The 20,740-nt window shown below is 64.7% G+C and carries 7 protein-coding genes and 1 pseudogene; 6 read left to right on the top strand and 2 right to left on the bottom strand.

What is annotated here, in order from left to right; translation table 11 throughout:
- The first annotated feature begins 191 nt into the window (after positions 1 to 191).
- Positions 192 to 1,209, top strand: a pseudogene (locus tag ABID37_RS23605) (IS110 family RNA-guided transposase).
- 405 nt (positions 1,210 to 1,614) lie between these two features.
- On the opposite strand, the gene ABID37_RS23600 reads toward ABID37_RS23605, so the two are convergent.
- Positions 1,615 to 7,086 (bottom strand): autotransporter domain-containing protein, encoded by a 5,472-nt coding sequence (locus ABID37_RS23600; protein ID WP_354199330.1) that lies wholly within the window; start codon positions 7,084 to 7,086, stop codon positions 1,615 to 1,617.
- Between the two features lie 435 nt (positions 7,087 to 7,521).
- Between ABID37_RS23600 and ABID37_RS23595 the strand changes: the two genes are divergently transcribed.
- The gene (locus ABID37_RS23595; RefSeq protein WP_354199328.1) at positions 7,522 to 8,967 is read left to right on the top strand and encodes a sensor histidine kinase; all 1,446 of its coding nucleotides are present in this window, start codon (positions 7,522 to 7,524) and stop codon (positions 8,965 to 8,967) included.
- Positions 8,964 to 9,680, top strand: a complete 717-nt coding sequence (locus ABID37_RS23590; protein ID WP_354199326.1) for a response regulator transcription factor — start codon at positions 8,964 to 8,966, stop codon at positions 9,678 to 9,680. The genes ABID37_RS23595 and ABID37_RS23590 overlap by 4 nt, the downstream gene beginning before the upstream one ends.
- Before the next feature lie 131 nt (positions 9,681 to 9,811).
- On the opposite strand, the gene ABID37_RS23585 is transcribed toward ABID37_RS23590, so the two are convergent.
- Positions 9,812 to 10,906 (bottom strand): trypsin-like serine peptidase, encoded by a 1,095-nt coding sequence (locus ABID37_RS23585; protein WP_354199324.1) that lies wholly within the window; start codon positions 10,904 to 10,906, stop codon positions 9,812 to 9,814.
- A gap of 311 nt (positions 10,907 to 11,217) precedes the next feature.
- On the opposite strand from ABID37_RS23585, the gene ABID37_RS23580 reads away from it, so the two are divergent.
- The 3 genes from ABID37_RS23580 to ABID37_RS23570 are packed head-to-tail and all read left to right on the top strand — an operon-like array spanning position 11,218 to position 20,701.
- Positions 11,218 to 18,300 (top strand): hypothetical protein, encoded by a 7,083-nt coding sequence (locus ABID37_RS23580; RefSeq protein WP_354199322.1) that lies wholly within the window; start codon positions 11,218 to 11,220, stop codon positions 18,298 to 18,300.
- Positions 18,297 to 20,108, top strand: coding sequence for a hypothetical protein (locus ABID37_RS23575; protein WP_354199320.1), 1,812 nt, complete (start codon positions 18,297 to 18,299; stop codon positions 20,106 to 20,108). The genes ABID37_RS23580 and ABID37_RS23575 overlap by 4 nt, the downstream gene beginning before the upstream one ends.
- Positions 20,105 to 20,701 (top strand): SCO family protein, encoded by a 597-nt coding sequence (locus tag ABID37_RS23570; RefSeq protein WP_354199318.1) that lies wholly within the window; start codon positions 20,105 to 20,107, stop codon positions 20,699 to 20,701. The genes ABID37_RS23575 and ABID37_RS23570 overlap by 4 nt, the downstream gene beginning before the upstream one ends.
- The last annotated feature ends 39 nt before the right edge of the window (positions 20,702 to 20,740 follow it).

Here is a 20,740-nt window from a genome sequence, read left to right as displayed (position 1 = left end):
TCCGACCCGCGAACTTCACCAGGGCCCGCAGCTATGAGGGCTGCTTCGTAGACGCCGGACACATGGCTTGCACCCGACCGCCTGTTCAGGTCGTCACCAAAGACCCCTTGCAATGTGGAGAACAATGGTATGGACCCCGCCCTTGTGGCGAGGTGGAATCTCGAGCGTTCACTGCGATGAAGGAGGATGTCATGCAGGTCGTTCGAATAGGTCTGGATCTGGCGAAGTATGTCTTCGAAGTTCATGGCGTCGATAGCCATGGGCAAATCGTCGTGCGAAAGACGCGGCGCCGCGATGCGGTAGCCCGCTTCTTCGCCAATCTGCCACAATGTCTGGTCGGCATGGAAGCCTCAAACGGAGCGCATTATTGGGCAAGGGTGCTTTCCGATCTCGGCCATGAGGTTCGGCTGATCAGTCCTCAGTTCGTGACGCCATACGGTTAAGTCGAACAAGAACGACCGGAACGATGCGGAAGCCATTTGCGAAGCGGTCGGCCGGCCATCAATGCGTTTTGTGCCGCCGAAGTCGACTGATCAGCTGGCGGTCCAGGCCGTTCATCGAATTCGTCGACGTTTGATTGCCGATCGAGTCAGGCTCGCCAACCAGATTCGCGGGCTTCTTTCGGAGCACGGGATTGTCATTGCTCGTGACATCTCGCAGTTGCGGCGCGGCCTTTCCATCATCGCGGGGAGCACCGATGATAGTCTCAGCGACCTGGTCCGATCGCTCATGCGCGAGTTGCAGGCGGAATTGACCGAAATTGACTATCGCATTGCAGTCTATGATCGGGAGATCCGGGAGATATTCCGCACCAGCGACCAATGCCAGCGGCTTGGCAAGATCGAAGGCATCGGTCCAGTAACTGCTACAGCCTTGATCGCCGCTGTGGGTGATCGAAGCTGCTTCAAGAATGGCCGTCAGTTTGCGGCTTGGCTCGGCCTGGTGCCGAAACAACGATCCAGTAGAGGACGAGCCCGTCTATTCGGTATCAGCAAACGTGGAGATCGATATCTGCGCACACTGACGATCCATGGTGCCCGCGCTGGCGGCAAACAGGATCCGCGAAGCCTCTGGCTCGACAAGCTGCGGCAACGGCGACACCCCAACGTTGCCGCCGTCGCGCTGGCCAATAAGAATGCGCGGATCGTATGGGCCATGCTCTCGGCCGGCACATTTTACGAATCTGCGCTGGCAGTAACGGCAACCTGAGGCAAGTCAAAAAAGAATCGAGCAAGGAGGTTCCACCCCAGCAATTACAACAAAATGGCAGGAGATGGTGACACGGTCACCCCGTCGCTTTCCTAACCTGATGTGTGGACCGGCACGGCTTTGAGCCGATGTCTTGAGAACATTGAGGTGGAAACGGGCGAAAATCCATCGAGGCTCGCGGCGAAGCAATGAAGAGCCGTATCATGAAGCCGAATATACGTCAGTTGTGACCGATAATCTGATCCAGTCGACCTGTTGCAATCGGACGGGGTCCATATACATCCACACACGACCCCATTCTCCATTTAGGTGAGCGGCATGACGCGACCGACTGCAAGCGTTAACGTCTCGTCTTTTCGGCGGTCGGAACAGCCCGGAAACGGTGGGCAGCGGTCATTCTGCGACCTAGAAGCGCTTGGCGATTTCCAGCCCGAAGGCATCGTCCCACTGGTTGCTTCCGAACGCAGTGCGGTAGTCGAACCCTAGGGTCCAGTCCTGCGGAAGTTGTGCCTCGAGTGATAGGCCGAGGGTCATGTAGCTCCGTTTCGAGGCTTCGATATCGAGCCGGTACGGCAGGTGATCGAGGTCGATGTAACCCAGGTTGATCCGGCTCGACCCGGCGAAATCATGTGTGTATTCGACACGCGCTCCCGGTGTCAGCGAGCCCCAGGTCGTCTTGAAGGCGTATTCCGCGCGAAGGCCGATCACGCCGGACACCGTGTCGATGCTCTGATCCCCGTAGCGCAGGCCGAAACCGCCCCCGCCGTCTTCCGCAAAGCTTTCGAGCCATGTGCGGGACAATTCGATACGCCCATAAGGTGAGACGAGCCAGGTTTCGTCACGAAATTCGTAGGCGGCGGTCAGCGAACCGAAGACCTGATGCCCTGACCGTTTGCCGGTCGCGAAGTCGCCAGTCGCAGTGACATAGCGTCTGCTGTCGAAATCGAGCCAGCTCCCGCCGACGAGACCATCGAGGAAGAAATTGTCGAACGGCTTGTAGCTGCCATAGACAGCCGCGCTGTAGGCATGGCCCGTGCTTTGCGTGCTGTTGGCGCCAACGTCGGTGCGGTCGCGGCCGAAACCGACGCCAAAGCCGGCGATGAACTTCTGCGAGAAGCGATAGTCGACACCGGCGCTGACCCCGACCATCGTGTGGTCGAGATCGAGCCTGCCCCTGTTGCTCTCGCCGAAGTTGATATAGCCGCCCGTCCAGATCGCGTAGGGCCCGAGGTTCATGCCGTCATTGCCTATAGAGCTCGTGGAGGGAGCCTCCTCATCCGAGGCGAGGGCGCCGCTTCCCGATCCGCCGGCATTCTGTGGCGCATAGCTGAGGAGACCGGGAGTCTCGTGGGCCCTTTCGACCAACTCCCGGATTTCGCGATCGCCGGGCTTTTCCTTTGCATTGTAGCCGAGACGCAGATTCATGCTGTTGCTGCGCCGGTCGCCTTCGTTGTGCAACTGCTCCAGCCGGTCGTTGAAGTTGCGCGTCTGCACCTGTGCGAAGCGCTTGGCGGCATCGACCTGCGCGCTCAGCAACCCGATCACCTCCGGGTCTTGCGAAGGGTCCGGCCGCCCGAGGATCGTGAACGCTATGGTTCCGGGCGCCGACGTTCCGGTGGCGTTGGAAAGGGTGAAACGGATATCCGTCCCGCCCGTATAGGTCGAGCTGGAGGCGAAGACGAGGCGATAGCTCTGGCCGTCACGCTCTATCCGGGCAGTGCCGGCCTCGGCATTGGAGAGGTCGACGATCGCCGCATTCGTGAACGGACTGCCGCTCGCGCCTTCGGTGAGGTCGACTGATACCGTCTCGCCCGCATTGATTTCGATTGCGCGGGTGACGACGGTCGGCACCGGCTGCGCCCGCTCGACCGTCACCGCATAGGTCCGGGTCATCATGCCGTCCTCGGCCGTGACCACGACCTGAATTGCGGTTGGGCCGACCGACAAGGCAATCGCCTGGCTGGCGCTGCCCGATGCCACCGTCTGCCCGTCGACGACGATCGTCGCGTTGGCGTCATCGGCAATCGGCGCCAGTGTCAGGCTATCGACGGCATTGGCGACCGCCACGACATAATCGAGCGCATCGGAGTCGAACGCAGGATCGAGCGCGCCGGCACTCGGCGTCAGTCCTGCCAGCCTTGCGTTGGTGGACGCTGTGCGGGTGACCGTCACGGTGTAGGTCTGCGTCGTCGTGCCGTCCTCGGCCGCGACGACGACGGGGATCGCCGTGGTGCCGATTGCCAGCGCGATCTGTTGGCTGGCGCTGCCGGAGGCCACCGCCTGGCCGGCGACGGTGATCGTCGCGTTAACTTCGGCGGCAGTCGGCGTCAGCGCAATGCTGTCGGTCGCGTTGTCGACGGCAACGGCATAGGCGAGCGTCGCCGGATCGAAGGCCGGATCGAGCGTGCCGGCGCTCGGCACAAGGCTCGCCAGCGTTGCATTGGCGGACGCCGCGCGGGTGACCGTCACGGTGTAGGTCCGGGTCGTCGTGTTGTCCTCGGCCGTGACGACGACGGAGACCGTCGTCGTGCCGACCGCCAGCGCGATCGCCTGGCTCGCACTGCCGGAAGCAACCGCCTGGCCGGCGACGGTGATCGTCGCATTGGCATCGGCCGCCATTGGCGTCAGGGTGATGCTATCGGTCGCGTTGTCGACGGTGACGTCATAGTCGGCCGTTGCCGGGTCGAACGCCGGATCCAGAATGCCGGCGCTCGGCGCCAGACCCACCAGCGCCGCATCTGTCGAACCACCACGCACCCATGGCGTACCGGACGCAAACGGTGCTGTCATCGGATTGCCGGCAAGGTCGATGATCGATCCATCGGCCAAAACATCGAGACGCAGCGAGCCGGTGCCGGATATGTCGCTGACATTGATATGATAGGTCACACCATCCGCGGTGCCGATACCGCCAACCGTGCCCGTGGCGGAATCGGTTGTCGTCAGCACGAAATCCGACGGATCGACCCCATTTACCTGCTCGGAGAACGTCACGTCGAAACCGACCGTCGTCGCATCCGATGCCGGGCTGCTGCTGACCGCGCTGGAGATCACCGTCGGCGCCACGGCATCGACGAGGACGCCGCTGGTGCTGCCAACGTTGTTGAGTGTCAGGTTGGCCTGCGTGCCGCCGGCAGCGCTTGCAACGGCGCCGCCATTGGCATCGATGGCCGTGATCGCAATACCGTCTATGTCTTGGTCGCCGGTGTGGACAACATGCCGGAAGACGAGAGCGCCTGAACCATTTCCGGACGCATAGTCGGCATAGCGTGTCACCGTGCCGATCGCCAGCCCGATGCGCGGCGTACCTCCGGTCGTGTCGACAATGACGTTATCGCTGAAATCCACCGTGAAGGACAGGATGTCGCCAGCCCGGTAATATCCGTTGGCCGGAACCGCGACGGACGAGACCGTCGGCACAGCGACCGGTGCTTCATAGGTAAAGCCGTCCGCCAGCGTCACGCTGCCGCCCGGCGCCGTCACCACCACGTCCGCCGCGCCGGCCGATCCGGCCGGCGTCACCGCCGTGATATGCGTTGCGGTGACGGTGCCGATCGCCGCCGCCGTGCCACCGAAAGTCACGGCCGTCGCGCCGTTCAGGTTCGTGCCGGTGATGGTGACCGTCGTGCTGCCCGCCATCGGGCCGGTGTTCGGCGAGACGTCGGTGATCGTCGGCGCGTCTTGCCCAATCGTCACCGACACGTCAGCCGGCGGCGAACTGAACGGACCCGTTCCGGTCGAACTGTCGATTGCGACTACGCTGAAGGTGAACGTTCCTGCCATGGTGGGCGTGCCGCTCAGGGTTCCGTCCGCGGCCAGCGTCAGTCCGGGCACCATCGTTCCTGAATCATGGGCAAAGGTATGAGGAGGCGTGCCGCCGCTCGCGCCGCCCGCGATGGACTGGCTGTAGGGGGCGCCCACGATGCCGGCGGGCGGGTTGGTCGGCGTGTAGGTGATCGTCGGCTGGTTGACGGTTATGGTGACTGTGCCGGTGTTGTCACCATATATGCCGGTGTCGTACTGGAACTCATCCGTTCCAGAGAATCCGGCGTTTGGCGTGTAGGTTGCCGATCCATCTGCGTTGAGAACGATGGTTCCATGTGTCGGGGCGACCACCAGAAAATAGTGTGACACCCCGTCGTTCACCACGCTTAGGTTCAGCTGCGTTTCGAACTCCGTCGTGAAGGCGAAATCCTGCAGCGGGGGATCGACGACGGTGATCGTCACCGTCGCTGGCGAGGATGTGCCACCGGCGTTGGTAGCGGTATAGGTGAAGCTGTCCGGACCGGCATAGCCTGTATTGGGTGTATAGGTGATCGTTGTGCCCGAGGCGGTCGCGGTGCCGTTTGTCGGAGCTGTGCCCACGGCGACCGAGCTGGCCGGCACGCCGGTTATGTCCAGCGTTATCGGGTTGCCGCTGCTGCCATAGGCTACAGTAGCAGAGACGGGATTTGCCGTTGGCGGCGAATTGTCGAACGTGAACGCTGCCGGCGCAAAGGCGAGACCAGCATCGGTATAAACCTCGACATCGACAACCCCGCCCGGATGCGGCGGCGCCTCCGCGAGGACCGTGTTATCGTCAACGCCGGTGACGCTTGCCGAGACAACACCGCCGAACAGGACCATCGAGGGTCCGGTCAAGCCAGTGCCTGTGATGGTGACGATCGTCGGGTATGCGCCGGCGTTTGGCGAAATGCCGGTGATCGTCGGTCCCGCTGCGTCGTCATCCTGGATCGTGCCGACACCCTGAGCCTTGACCACCGTTGCGCCGACAACGTTGGTCACGTTGACGAAGAAGGTCTTGTCCGGCTCAGCGAGCGTGTCGCCGTTCACCCTCACGGCGAAAGTTCTGACAGCGTTGCCCACGCCCATGTCGATACCGGTACCGCTGCCGGCCTCATAGTCGACCCCGGCAATCGCGGTGCCATCGGCCGTGGCGATGTCGAATGTAACAGACCTGAACTGGGGAAGAGGCTGGTTAAGCCTTATCTCGAACGTGGCGGTGGTGGTGCCAGAGTCACCTTCGACAACGGTGACGTCATTGATCGACAGAAGCAGCTCCACCGGAGCGTCAAAGGTGAAGGCACCGGGCGCCGTGGCCCCGCCGCCCGGCGTGACCACTTCCACGTCCACCGTGCCCTGCGCATGCGGCGCCGTGCTGGCGGTGATTTGCGTGGCGCTGTTGACCACGAAGCTGAAGACCGGCTCTCCGCCGAAGTTGACTTCGGTCGCGCCGGTAAAGTTCGTGCCGGTGATGACCACGCTTGTGCCGCCCTCGGCCGGGCCGGTATCCGGCGAGATGCTGGTGATCGTCGGTCCCTCTGCGGTCGGACCGGCGACCGTCAGCGTGAAGGCTTGCGATGCAGAGTGGCCGTATCCGTTCGTCGCCCTGGCCGTGAAGTCGAAGCTTCCTTCTTCGCTCGGAATGCCCCACACCGTACCATCATTGAAGCTCATGCCTGTCGGCACAGCGCCAGACTCCAGCGTCAAGCTGAACGGGCTATCGCCACCGTTCGGCACGATATCGAAGAAGCCGTGCTCCCCCTCCACCAGTTCGGTCGACCCTATGCCCATCATCATGATTGAGGTTTCATAGCCGGAGACATGACATGTTTCCGTGATGGTCGCCTGCCACCTGTCACCGCTGTCGTGAACGATGTTGCAGCCGCTCGGGCGCGACGCATACGTCCATCCGGAAGGGAAGGCGAAGTCGAAGGTGACCGTCGTGCCAATGTCGACGGAATCGCCGTTGGACAGGAATCCGCCGGGGCCACCGTAAGCCATGACAAATGCGGAATCCCAGGTGACGGTGGCCGTTTGCGCCTGCGCTGGTGCGGAGAAACCCAAGCCGGCAAACAGGACCGCAAGGAGAAGCATGAGCCGTGACAGGCGCGAGGCCGATCGGGACCCACCCCATCCAGAAGCGACCCCATTCCGGAATCGAACGCTAGAATTGGCCATGCTCACCCCCGCCTGGACGAACCGTCCCATCAGAACGGTCAACCACTGCCTGTGCGGCGAGAGAGTGTTGCAAGATCGATGGCGCGGCGTCCCCTCATGGCATCGCGCCGGTCAATCCTCTCCATATCGACATTCCACCAAGCGAACCGGGGCGCGTGGCGGAAGGATCGTCAGTGCCGCATCAAATCCGGCTTACGATAGGGTCATGGCGGCCAATGAATCCACCGATCAATTCTGCTCAATTCTGACCAATTCTTGCAATTTCGCCCGTGACTTGCCTCGGCGCGTAAGTCCTGCGAGTTTCAGACCCGATGCAGCGGAGGAACGGCAAGGTCTTGCGAATGGTCGGGGATGCTTGATCTCAAGACGGTCCTGGTGGTCACATTCGCGATCGCCTGCCTGCAGGCTATCGCCTGGACGTTCGTCTGGCTCGCGTGGCGCCACCTCTACGAACTCAGGTTTCTTGCTGCGGGCCTCGCCGCGATAGCGCTCGGCCTCTTCCTGATGATCGTGCGCGGCATGGAGCCGGCCGCATGGAGCATCGTGCTGGCCAATCTCGTCATCAAGATCGGCCTCGTACTTCTGGCCGAGGGGCTTGCCCGTTTCCTGGGACAACCCCGCTACAGTTGGATCGGCGTGTCTCTGCTGGTTTTCCAGCTCGTGACCTGGACCATGGCGGTGACGACCGACCCCGGCAACGTCGCCATCCGGATCCATCTATCGACCGTCTTCACCGTGATCATGATGTCGATCATGTGCCTCGCGCTGTTGCGCGACAGGACGCAGCCGCGCCTGTTGCGCTGGATCACGATCGGCATCCTCGTCGAATATATGGTCGCGAGCATCATGCAGAGCGTGATCGAGCAAGGGCTGCCAGCTTCGGTAAGTGCCGTCGTTCTGGCGGATCACAACGCCTGGTATCTGATGCAGGGCGCGCTGTTCCAGATTGCCTTCTTCGCCTGCGTCCTGTTCATGGTCAACACCCGCCTGTCAACCGATCTGCGCGAGAAGAACGAAGCCCTGTCACGCGAGATAGAAGAGCGTCGAAGGCTGGAAACGAAATTGAGCGCCAGCCTGGAAGCCGAACGGGCGCTGCGCGAGGAACAGGCGGACTTCATGCGTGTCGTCAGCCATGAGTTCCGCACCCCGCTTGCCATCATCCGCAACGCGACTGAGATGATACGCCTTGTGGGCCACAAGTCGCCCGAGGCCACACGCGAACGCATCGCCGGAATCAGCGAGGCGCTCAACCGGCTGTTTTCCCTGATCAACCGTTTCATGTCGGACGACCGGGAGAACCGCTTCCAACCCGAGCCAATGACGATAGGCTCCCTGCTGCTCGACGTGCGACTGCATTTCAGGATGACAAATCAGGGGGAGCGACTGAACCTTACCGCGGATGACGAAAGGACCTCATTGTTGGCGGACCCCGAAATGCTGACGACCATCATAATCAATCTCATCGACAATGCCCTCAAATACTCGCCTCCGGATCAGCCGGTCGACGTCGACGTGCGTCGGCGCGACGGTGATCTGGTCATTCAGGTGCGCGATCGAGGTATCGGCATCCCGGTAGGCGAACTCCACAAGATCGGGAGGCGCTTCTTCCGGGCCTCTAATGCCACAGCGCGCGGCGGGACGGGCCTTGGCCTCTATACATCGCGCAAACTGCTTGCCTATCACGGCGGAACGCTGAAACTGGTTGCTAACGAAGATCGGGGGATGACAGCAACAGCATCCCTACCGTTGCCTGCTGCGGAAGCGGCTCGACCCCATACGGACCACGTAACGGCATGACGCATATTCTCATCGTCGAGGACGAACCGCGGTTGCGCGCGGATCTGGTTGACTTCCTGCACTTGAGCGGCCTCAAGGCTTCCGGCGTTGCTACGGCCCGTGAACTACGGGAGGAATTGTGCGGTGGCTGGAGGCCGGCAGTGGTGGTCCTCGACGTCGGACTGCCGGACGGGAACGGCTTCGAACTCGCCACCGAAATACGCCGTGACCACCCGTGCGGCATCATCATGCTGACCGCGCTCGGCGACAGCGATGACCGGATCCGCGGCTTTGACAGCGGCGCCGATATCTATCTCGTCAAGGACAGCACATTACGTGAGATCGAAGCGGCAATCCGCAGTTTGCTGCGCCGCACCGGTGACCTGTCAACGATGACCGGCAACGACGATCAGTGGACGCTCGACAGCACCGGCTGGCTTCTCACCGCACCAAGCCAGGAAACGCTCAGGCTAACTGCTGCGGAGTTCACCTTCATGAAGGTTCTGTGCAGCCGCAGCGGCGAGGTCTGCCATCGCGAGGAACTCGTCGACATACTGGCGCGCCCACGGTCGACTTTCGACAACCGGCATCTTGATGCGGTCGTCAGCCGGCTGCGCCGAAAGATCGAGGCTCGTACCAATCTACCGGCGCCGATCAAGGTCGTGTATGGCGTCGGCTACATGTTTACCGCTTCGATCATTGAGCGCACCAGCCCGACGCCAAGTACAGGATAGTTGCCGAGCGACAGCTATCTTTAGGCTCTACACATCGGGCGTTCTGGCGAACCCAATCCCGCCGCTCCAACATAGCTCTTCCTCAATCGCACTTGTACGACGACAGATGGCTCCATCTGGCTGCAAAACTCTTACGTGGGCTCGACGATCCCCCATACGGTGTCCCAGGGCTCGGCACTGGATACGGTCGCCACGCTGGTGAACCCGACCCCGGCATCGATGATGCGCTGGTCGCAGGCCATGTCAGCCGCCACGATGGCCCAGTTCGCCACCGGGGGATCTCCCCAGAAATGGACGCCGACCACCTCTCCGGTATCGAAGCTGATGACCGGAGAGCCCGAGCTGCCGGCGAGCGTCGAACTGTCATGGGTCAGGCAGCGCGCGCCTTTCTTGAGGTACTTTATGCCCCGCGCGGCCGGATTCTCGACGACAATCGGATCTCCGAGGAAACCCGGTTGCAGCCGCTTGACCTCGAACGCGTTGCGCATGATCTCGTTCTGGACATCCTCCGGCTCGGATTTGTCGCGCCCCGGATAGCCGATCACCGCGCCGGCCTTGCCCGAACCGGCGGCGGTGGCATCGCTCGCCAGCGCCAGCGGGGCCACGCCCGGCGGCATGCCCTCGATCTTCAGCAATGCAATGTCCCAATAGGGATGCATCATGACAACCGAGACGATGCGGAACGAGCGCGTCGTATCGTCAGGGTTTCCGATCTCGCGGCCAAAGTTGACGCAGGCGTTCTCGCTGTGGAGACCGATGAAGCGCGTTCCGGTGCCCACCGCGAATTCATAGGCAACGTGGCGATTGGTCAGAAGCAGGTTCTGGCCGACGAGGAATCCGGTGCCGAGAGGCGTAACAGTGCCGCTCTCGACCAGTTCGACCCTGCCGACCGCGGCGATCGCCGCCTCCATGCGCGCTTTCACCTCCGGATCGTTGAGCCGGGCCCAGTCTTCGTGCTCGACATCCGCATAGGATCCTTCCACCACATCGATGACTGGACGCCGCTCGGGCAGGATGATGGAACGGAGATAGAAGGTCTCGTTCGCGGTAAGGTCGAGGCCTTCCTCCAGCTTCCGCACCAGCTTGCGGCGATCGACAAATCTGCGCGGACGGAGGCGCGCGCCGCCTGCCGCCGGTCCGGTCTCGGCGATGTCGCGCAAGGTCTTCCCGCGCGGGAGCAGCCGTTCGACCTGGGCTCTCAGTCGCCGTGTCTCTTGTGCAGTCATCCGAGCCTCCCTCCGAACATCGCGGTTCCAGCCAGTCCCATAGCGGATCGTTTCCGCGCCGGATGTGAAATGCTTCACGGACATCGGATTGAAGCGCTGTCAGGCTGCGGGCACCGACATTGACTCACTTTCCTGCTTCTGCGACATTACGCAACGTAAGGCACAAATAATGCCAAAGAATTTTCCAGCCATCAAGCGAAGGATTAAATTTAGTTTATATTTATCTATTAACATAAATATCGGCTTTCCAAGGTCTAGGGCGGTTCTGAGAGGGGTTTGCAATGAGTATCCCTAAACTTGGACTTAAATTGGTGAAATCATGTCTTCTGGCGCAGGTCTTTCTGCTGCCGGTTCCAGGCAAGGCGGCCGTCTCCGATGCGGATCGTGACGCCATGGCATGTTCATCCATAGCGGGAAAACGCACGGTCTGCGCAGATGTGGCCGCACTCGACCAGACGCTCGTCTATAACCGCTTCGGCTCCTTCAACCCCTTCGGCATGATCTATACGCTCAAGCGCGATCTCAGCGCGGCAGCCGAGCCGCCCGTTGCAGTCGATGCGGATGCGTGCGGGCACCAACTCGGCACCGAGCCGGGCACCGGCCCGCTCGAGGCCGGCACTGTGCGGCTGAAGGATTGCAAGCGTCCGCGACCGCTAGTGCTGCGCGCCAATGTCGGGGACATCCTCCACCTGCGCCTGACGAACCTGCTGCGCGAGAAGAACCCGGGATTCAGCGAGACCTTCTGCCGGCAGGGCGAAGGCAATCAGGACAGCTTTTTCCGCAGCATCCGCAACTGGGTTTCGCAACGGCCGGACGACAGCGTGGCGCACGGGGAGGCGGCCTGTGCCACCGGCAGCGCGGCCCAGCAGACCACCGACGGCGCGCCCAACGAAGGCAACTGGCCTCGCACGCGCGGACTGAATTTCGCGATCCAGGGTCTCACGGCGGTCAATGAAGCGGGCGAACAGGACGGGATCGAGCCTGCCTGCACCGGCCTCGCCGCCGTCGCGCCGGATGAGGCGATCGATTGCTACTACCAGATAGACCGCGAGGGCCCCTATTTCATGGCCAGCACCGCTGCTCCCTCCGGCGGCGAGGGCGACGGCGGCTCCATCACCCACGGCCTGTTCGGCGCGGTGGTGGTGGAGAAGAAGGGCACGGGCTGGTATCGCAGCCAGGTCTCGCGCGGCGCCTTCGACGCGGTATGGGACCCCGCCGGCACCGCGCCCCATGCCCGCGACGGCGCGCAGGTCGCCGATATCGCCAGCTACGAGAAGACCGACGGCAGCGGCGTGCCGATCCTGAAGCTCACCATGGAGCGCGGCCCGGATGCGCATGAGATCGTGCATTCCGACCTCAATGCGATCGTCTACAGGCCGGAGGCCGGCGATACGCCCGCGACCGCCTTCCGCGAATTCTCCGTCTTCTTCCACGACGAGCTGAAGAGCTTCTACACGCGCAACTTCGAGGAGCTGGCGTCCTCCGGGCAACTCGCCGGCGTGCGCGACGGCTTCGCCATCAACTATGGCGCCAGCGGCATGGGCTCGATCCTGCTCGCCAACCGCAAGGGCATCGGCCCGTCCGCCAATTGCATGGAATGCCTCTACGAGGAGTTCTTCCTCACCTCATGGGCCAATGGCGATCCGGCGCTGCTGGAGAATTTCGCCGACGACCCGTCCAACGTCCATCATTCCTATCTCAACGACGAGGTCGTGTTCCGCAACTTCCATGCCGGGCCGAAGGAGACGCATGTCTTCCACCTGCATGCGCACCAGTGGTTCTCCGGCAACGACACCGGCCGGGGCAGCTATCTGGACTCCCAGACGGTCGCGCCCCAGCAGGGCTTCACCTACAATATCTACCATGGCGGCATGCGTTCCTACGCGGCAGACGAGCAGCAGAAGAAGGGCTGGTGGGGCACGTTGGGTTCCGGAAACCGCAACCGCACCATCGGCGACTCCATCTTCCACTGCCATCTCTACCCGCATTTCGCGCAGGGCATGTGGGAGCTGTGGCGCGTTCACGACGTGCTGGAGGACGGCTCGCGCCGACTGCCGGACGGGCAGCTCGAGCCCGGGCTTTCGCTGGCCGAAGTGTTCGGCAAGACGAAGAAGCGGCGCGGCAGCGTCGATCCCGAGACGGGCCGGCGCATCGTGCAGGCGAACGGCGAGGCGCGTTTCGTTGGGACGCCGGTGCCCGCGCTGGTTCCGCTGCCGGGACATGCCTGGCCCTTGTTGCCGACCTATCCGGAAGGCGATATCGTGCAGCAGGCCGACGGCACGCTGACGCCGCCGCAGAACGCGCAGGAAGAACAGGCGGGAACGACCATGCCCGGCTATCCCTTCTATGTCGCGGGCAAGCCCGGCCACCGCCCGCCGCAGGCGCCCATGGACATTGCACGCGCGGCGGACGGACATGAACTGCCGGCGGGCGAATATCTCGACGGAGGCATGCCGCGTCATGTCGTGACCGACAATGCCGGGCGAGAACTTCCCTTCAAGCTGCCTGCCGAGCCCGTCGCACTCCCTGCCGACATCCAGACACAGGCCGATGCGCTGGCCAGCGACACGGTGCGCAAGAGGGAGAAGCAGCAGTCGCAGGTCGTCGCCAAGGCGCTTGCGCTGGGCGACATGACGGCTCACCTGACGAGTTCCGAGCTGACATTACTCGACTATGACGGGACACCGCTCGAAAAGGCCGCCATGGGCTTCCACGCCAACGGCGTCGCATGGCAGGGGCCGGCCCTGTCGCTGCGCAAGGCGGACGGCAGCACCGTCGCCTTCGACGGCGCGAGCGCCGGCTATCCGTCCCTCGGCACGACGCCCGGCGCGACCTTCTTCGTCAACGGCTCGGCGCCGAAGCCGGGCGCGCCCTTCGCCGATCCGTGCGGCGCGCCGCGCCTGTCGCAGCAGGACCCCGGCGAGCAGGGCGGCGATCCCTTCATCGTCGGAGGTGGCAGCCCCTTCTGGCCGGACCCGGCGGTCAGCGGATACCGGCGCTACGAGGCATCGGCCGTGCAACTCGACCTCGTCACCAACCGGGCCGGATGGCATGACCCGCAGGCGCGCATCAACGTGCTGACGGCCAATTCGGACCACTACAAGGACGGCGAGGGCCGCATCTCGCCGCGCATCAGCGCCAGCGAGCAGCCGTTCTTCTTCCGCGCCCTGTCGGGCGAATGCATCGAGTTCCGCCACACCAACGAACTGCCGAAGGAGCTGGAGCTCGACGATTTCCAGCTTCGCACGCCGACCGACACGATCGGCCAGCACATCCATCTGGTGAAGTTCGATGTTACCTCGTCGGACGGCTCCGGCAACGGCTTCAACTACGAGGACGGCACGCTGGCGCCGGACGAGATCGCCGCGCGCATCTGCGCGGCGCGTACCGCCGGCATGGAGGTGAAGGCCACGCGCGCCGCCGGCGAGCTTGCCCTGCTCGGCGCGGAGCTTTGCGAGCAGGTCACCGAAAACGGCCATCAGGTCTACAAGGTGAAGTCCGAGCACAAGCAGCTGTGGCGCAAGAAGCGCAGCGAAGAGCCTCGTCGCTTCCAGACCACGGTGCAGCGCTGGTTCGCCGATCCCATCCTCTCCGGCAAGCGCAGCGGCGATGATGGCGGCGCAGAGGCCGGCAATTTCGACCGCACTATGCGCACCGTCTTCACCCACGACCATTTCGGCCCGTCCTCGATCCAGCAGCACGGCTTTTATTCCGCGCTCGTCATCGAGCCGGCGCGCGCGCGCATCTGCGACCCGGCTGTCGGTGGCGCCTGCACGCAGGCGCGCGGCGACCGCAGCCTGCAGATGGGAGACGCCAACTGGGTCGGCACCAACAAGCGTGTCGAGGATCCGGGTGCGCTCGACCCGGAAAGCGTGAACTATCGCGAGTTCGCGCTCGCCGTCGCCGACTTCGCCACCCTTTACGACCCGCGCGACAGCGAGACGGCGGCGGATCTCGATTCGCGCCTTTCGGCGTCAGCCGAGGGAGCGGAAACCTCGCAGGGCATGGGGACGCTGGCCTGCGAGGCGCGGCACGCCGCCGATCCCGCGCGCATGCAGGCCGCGTGCGGCTCGGCGCTCGCCCGTGACGACGCGGGCTGGTTCGGCGCTCCCGGCGACGTGCCGCCGGCCTGGGCGGCGGCCGGGCGGCCGGGCGACGCCGCGGAGCATCGCGCCGACCTGCTCGCCAGCCTCATGACGCAGGAGGACAGCGATGCGCTGCGGACCCATCTGGTCGAATATCGCCGCATGGCCGCAGGCTATGCGAGGGACGACGCGTTGGGCCGCCTCGCAAAGCCGGTTGCGCCGCCCCAGCGTCCGGAATCGATCTCCGTCGATCATCACGACCCCTATCTGGTGAACTATTTCGGGGAGCCCCTGCCGCTTCGCGTGGGTGCATCCAGCAGCGGCGGGGAATGCGCCCTGAAGCCGCTACCGCACTGGCTCTCATCGCTCGAGACGGGCGTGCGCGAACGGTGCAGCATCGATATGCAAAAACCGTTCCCGCAGGGCGACATGGCCAACGTCTTCCTGTCCTCGCTGCATGGCGATCCCGCCACGCCGGTCTGGGAGACCTATACGTCCGACCGCGTGATGTTCCGCCTCATTCAGGGCGCGCAGGAGGTGCAGCACACCTTCACGCTGGAAGGCTACAACTGGCCGCGCAACGTGGACCAGCGCTTCGCCTCCGGCATGGTGCCGCTCGACGACGATACGCCGCTCGGCACGCATTGGAAGGCATGTCAGGCGCGGGTTCTCAAGCGCGAAGGACTGCCCGATATGCTCCTTTCCGGCGCCGGCAGGCCCGACCAGTACCATCAATGGCTGCGCCAGGGGCCGCAAAGCTTCCCGGCTCCCGCAGACCATGCCTACTGGGAGGCCTATGAAAACTACATGGCCGAATGCCTGAACGTCGAGGGGCGGATCGCGGCGCAGGAAGTCGGCATCTCGGAGCATTTCGAGTTCGCGGCCGCCTACCGCAATGATCTGGGCGGAGCCGAAAGGTTCGCGCCGGCATCCGCGCAGGCGGCCGCCACCACTGAAGCCCGGCTCGCGGCCCTGCGCGCGCTGACGCCCTCCGACACACTCCAGCATTTCGGCTCGGTGGACGCCTTGTGGAACGGTGCCTGGAGCCTGCTCAGGGTCTACAAGGACCAGGACGCCAGGGATGGCACGGCGCTGGCGGAATGTGCCGCCTTCGGCCGCGACATCGGCGACGGCGGGGCCATCCGCACCTGCCTTGAAAGCAAGGACAGGATCGGCAAGCGGCTTCAGCCGCTGCCGCGCGGGGGCGCCGAGGCTGCCGCGCGCCCCGACGACGACCGGCCGGCGACGCCGACGGTGTTCGGCTGCCGTATCGGCGCGCCAGTCGTCCATGCCACGGCGATCGCTATCGAGGCGCGGCGCGTGTTCGGCCGCTCCCTGCCGGGCCAGCCGGATACGGGCACGCCCTATGGGAACGGGCTCTACGACCGCAACGGACTGTTCCTGGCGATGGTCGATCCGAGGCGCATCACAGCGTCTCCACCGGCCGGCACGCCATGGGCCGACTGGCTGGAGCGCGAAGGCGCGTGGACGAATATCGACGCATCCCGCGTCGTGGCGGCTGTGCGCGAGGCCTACAGCCGGCCCGAGCCCTATGTGCTCAATGTGCGGGCGGGCGATTGCGTCAAGCTGACGATCGTCAATGCGCTGGAGGAATTCGGCGGCAATCTGCCAGTCTACAGGAACCGCAAGGGCCTGATCGACGACCTCGGCGATGCGCCGATGCCGAGGATCGTGCCGCTCAATGTCGAGCCGGACTGGGCGCCCGACGAGGCCGTTGGAGGCGAGGAGCACGCCAACCAGCCGCTGCGCTTCGTGCAGGCCGACCGCTCGAACATCAGGCCGTCGGCGCGCTTCGCGCTCGACCTGCCGCTGCCCGTGCTCAACCACCAGCAGGACGTCTCGCGTCCCACGGGCTGGAACCGCAAGGGCGCGCTGGCCCCCTCCCGCACCGGCAGGCTGACCGTGCGTGACAGCAACGTATGGAGCGAGCGCGCCGCCAATATCGAGCAACTGACCTTCTATGCCGGCAGGGTCGGCGTTCCCGAGGGCTTCGACCCGGATGCGCTTCCGGCCTTCTCACGGCAGGACCTTCTGGCCGAGGACAGCGCGCCCGTGCGCGACATCCAGCTCGCTTTCGCCGATGCGGTGCTGGCGCGGCTTGATCTGGCCGTGCCGGTTCTGGAGGTGAGGAGGGCTGCCGCCGGCTCCGCCCGGACGCTGAACGTCAACGGCGCGGGCTATGAGATCCATGTGCCGCAAAGCGGTCCGCCGGTCTCCATAGAGCCGCTGTTCGCAAGCGATCCCGCGCTGCGGGACGACATGCTCCGGCTCTGGAACGACTATGTGCGCCAGCTCTATTCGGCTTCCGTCCACTGGATGCCCTATGCCTTCGGGGCGCTGCCCATGAAGTCGTCCGGCGATGTGATCGGACACGGCGTGCATGGCCTGTTCGGAGCGGTGGTGGTCAATCCGCGCCATGCCGGCTTCTCCCGTAACGATGGCATGAGGCTGGAGCCCCTTGTCGCCACCTGCGATGAGGCGACAAGGGAAGGCTGCGTCCATGCGGCGGTGCGCGGCTCGGGTGAGCGCGACCGGCCGACATGGGCGGTGCGCTACACGCTCGACGGGCAGGACGGCGCCGCGCACCGGGTTCGCGAGTTCACCCTGTTCTGGCAGGACGGCCTCAACCTGCGCGACACGGCCAGCAGGGACAGGTGGGTCGGGCGCGACACCGCCACCGACACGCCCCTGTCGCCGCGCCTCGTATCCGACTGCGCGGTCTGCGACGATAGCTACGACCTCGGCGAGGCCGGCGTGAACTATCGCGCCGCACCATTGCATGTCAGGCTGCGGGGTGAAGCCGGTTCTGGCGGAGGCGACCCGCCGGAGCGGCATTTCAACCTGAATGCCTATGATTTCGGGCCTTCCTTCTACATGCTGCGCGACGAAGAGGCGGGTGCGGGCCGCACCGACGTGCCGGTGCTGCGCGCCGAAGCCGGTGACGAGGTGGTGATTCATGTCGTCCACCCCGGCGGGCGTGCGCGCCAGCGCGCCTTCGTCACCATCGGGCAGGACTATGACGACTTGTTCCCGGGCTTCGGCTTCCCGCACTCCGCCTTGCTCGCCCCCGGCAAGGCGATGCATGCGGCCCTGACGAAGCCTCTCGCCGCCGGCTGCTATCTGTGGTTCGACGGGCCGACGCCTATAAGGGCCGCCGGTGCGTGGGGCCTGCTGGATGTCGTGCCCGAGGGCGCGGCCGCTTCCGCGACGATGTGCAGGCGAGCGGAGGGCGCGGCCATTGCCGGCGGGCCCACCGCGCCCGCCGTCGACGGAGCGCAAGAGCAATGAGGCGGCTGCGCCATGCGGGACGTGCTGCTGCCATACTGGCCGCGCTGTCCTGCGCCGGCGCTCATGCCGACACGTTCCAGTCGAGCCTCACGGCGACCGTTTCCCTGACCGACGGGCAGGGAAACACGATCGAGCGACCGGAGCGCGGTTCGCCTTTCCGCATCGGTGTCGTGCTGATGGACGCCGTCACCGGCACGCCGCCGAAGGGCATGCTCCTGCAGGCATGGATCAGGCCGCTTGGCGACGGCGCGATGAGTTGCCAGGATGCGGCGCGTGCCTTTCGGGTGACCCGCAGCATCGCCGAAGATTCGGTCGATCTCAACGGCATCGTGCTGGCCCAGCTCAATCGCGACGGCAGTTTCGGCATCGTCGATCCCAAGCTCAATTTGCGCTCCTCCAACATGATCGGCGCGGCCCGCTTCGACGCGCAGCCGGATGGCTTCGCCGTCGATCCGCGCAGCCAGACCGCCTATTTCGCCTTTGCGGATACAGGGACCGTGGAAGCGGTTTCGCTGGTGGACGGCGCGCGAAAGCCCTTCGCGAAAGACCTGCACCGACCCACGGATATCGCCGTCGGCCGGGAGGGCGATGTGTGGGTCGCGCAGGCCGGGACCGGCGGTCTGGCGCACTTCTCGAATCGGGGCGAACGCCTGCCGGATGTCGGGGTCGGTTCGGGCGGGGTTGCAATTGTCGAGGCAAGCGACGGCTCGACGTTTTTCGCATATGCGGCGGACGGCAGCGGCGTGCTCGTCGATCGCGCGGCCGGGCAGGAGCGGGCGCGCGTCCATTCCGGGCAGGGCATTACCTCCGCCGCCACGGCGGGCGCGGCCCTCGTCCTGCTGGAGCGCGACGGGATGCGGGCCCAGATACGCTTCGCCGATGCACCGAAATCGTCGCAATCCGTGCCCCTTGCCGGGTCGGCGGCGCGGGTGGCGATCGATCCTTCGGGAACCTACGCCTTCGCCTTTTCCGGCAGCGGCAACATCGTCACCATCGTCGATATCGCAACGGCCCAGGTCGTGCAGGCGGTTTCGGTCGATGGCGCGGTTACCGATATGGCGTTCACCGACAGGGCCGTCTACCTGATGCTCGCGGATCAGTCGGCGGTGCTGGCGATCGACCCGGCGACGATCGCGCTCGGGCGCGCGCCGTCGATCCGCAGGGTTCCCATCGGCGTTGCCGGCGCCGATACCGGGACGACGAAAGGATTGCTAGTCCCACTCCTGCCTTCCCGGACTGTTCTGGCGGTCAACGCCGAAAGCTATACCGGGTTCATCCTGCATGAGGAGATGGCCATCGGCGACGTGCCGCCAATGGATTCGGTGCGCCTGCGCGGCGGCGTGCCGATGGCAATCAAGGTGGCCGACCGCAGCTTCCGCGAAGTGTCGCCCGGCCGCTACGAGACCTTCGCACGCATCGCACGGCCGGGCCAACACGAACTGGTGCTGACGACCGGCATCGCAGGCATGACCGTCTGCTTCCCGATCCGCGTCGAAGGCGCGGCATCCGAAGGCAGGCCGGCGAAACTCACGCTTCGCGTGACGCCTGCGGCGGGCGGCCTCCGCGCGGGAGTCCGGCAAACGGTTTTCGTCGATGTCGTGGACGACAAGGGCCGGGCCTATTCCGCCGAAAGCGTCGAACTGATCGTTCCCAGCCTATCGTTCAGCTGGACAGGCCGGTTCATCGCGCGCCGTGATGGCGGGGGGCGGCTGGCGGCGGAAATCCTCCTGCCCCGCGCCGGCACCTACGCCGTACAGCCATCCGCCAATCAGGCAATCGCCCCCGCCACGCTGGAGGTCGGTTCATGATCCCTGTCAGATATTTCCTGATAGCCCTTCTGGCGGCCGGTCTCGGCGGCGGTGGCGCAATGCTGATGAACCGGAGCGCAGCGGTCGAGACTGTGGACGGCGCCCGCGCCTTTCCCATGGAGGTCATCGAACTGCCGGACATCGCCGTGCTGGACGGTGAGGGCAGGGCGCTGAGCCTCAGGAAGGAAGCCGTCGGCGATGCGCTGCTGGTCGTGAATTTCAATTTCACCACCTGCGAAACCATCTGCCCGGTCGGCAACGTGGTCATGAAAGCCATAGACGACAGGGCGAGGACCGAGGTCCCCATGCCTGTGCGGCTGCTCTCCATCACCATCGATCCGGCGCGCGACACGCCCCGGAAGATGCGCGAGGCGGCCAGGGAGGCCGGCGCCAGCGCACAGTGGCTGTGGTTGACCGGCGCACCGGCCGACATCGACCTGCTGCTCGGCCGCTTCGATGCCAGGGCGGCGGACATCCAGTTCCATGATCCGATGTTCTTGATCGGGGATGCGCGAAGCGGGCGGTTCCGCCGCATTGTCGGTCTGCCGAAGCCCGAGCGGGTTCTGGAGGAATTGCGCGGGTTCGCCTCTTGAGGTGTGCCTTCGCCGCGCTCGGCTTCTTCGCGGCATGCG

Origin of the sequence: Aquamicrobium terrae (assembly GCF_040545735.1) — a bacterium.
Taxonomy (GTDB): domain Bacteria; phylum Pseudomonadota; class Alphaproteobacteria; order Rhizobiales; family Rhizobiaceae; genus Mesorhizobium; species Mesorhizobium terrae_A.
Note: the sequence above shows the minus strand (reverse complement) of the source record. Positions and strands in the feature narration are given on the sequence as shown.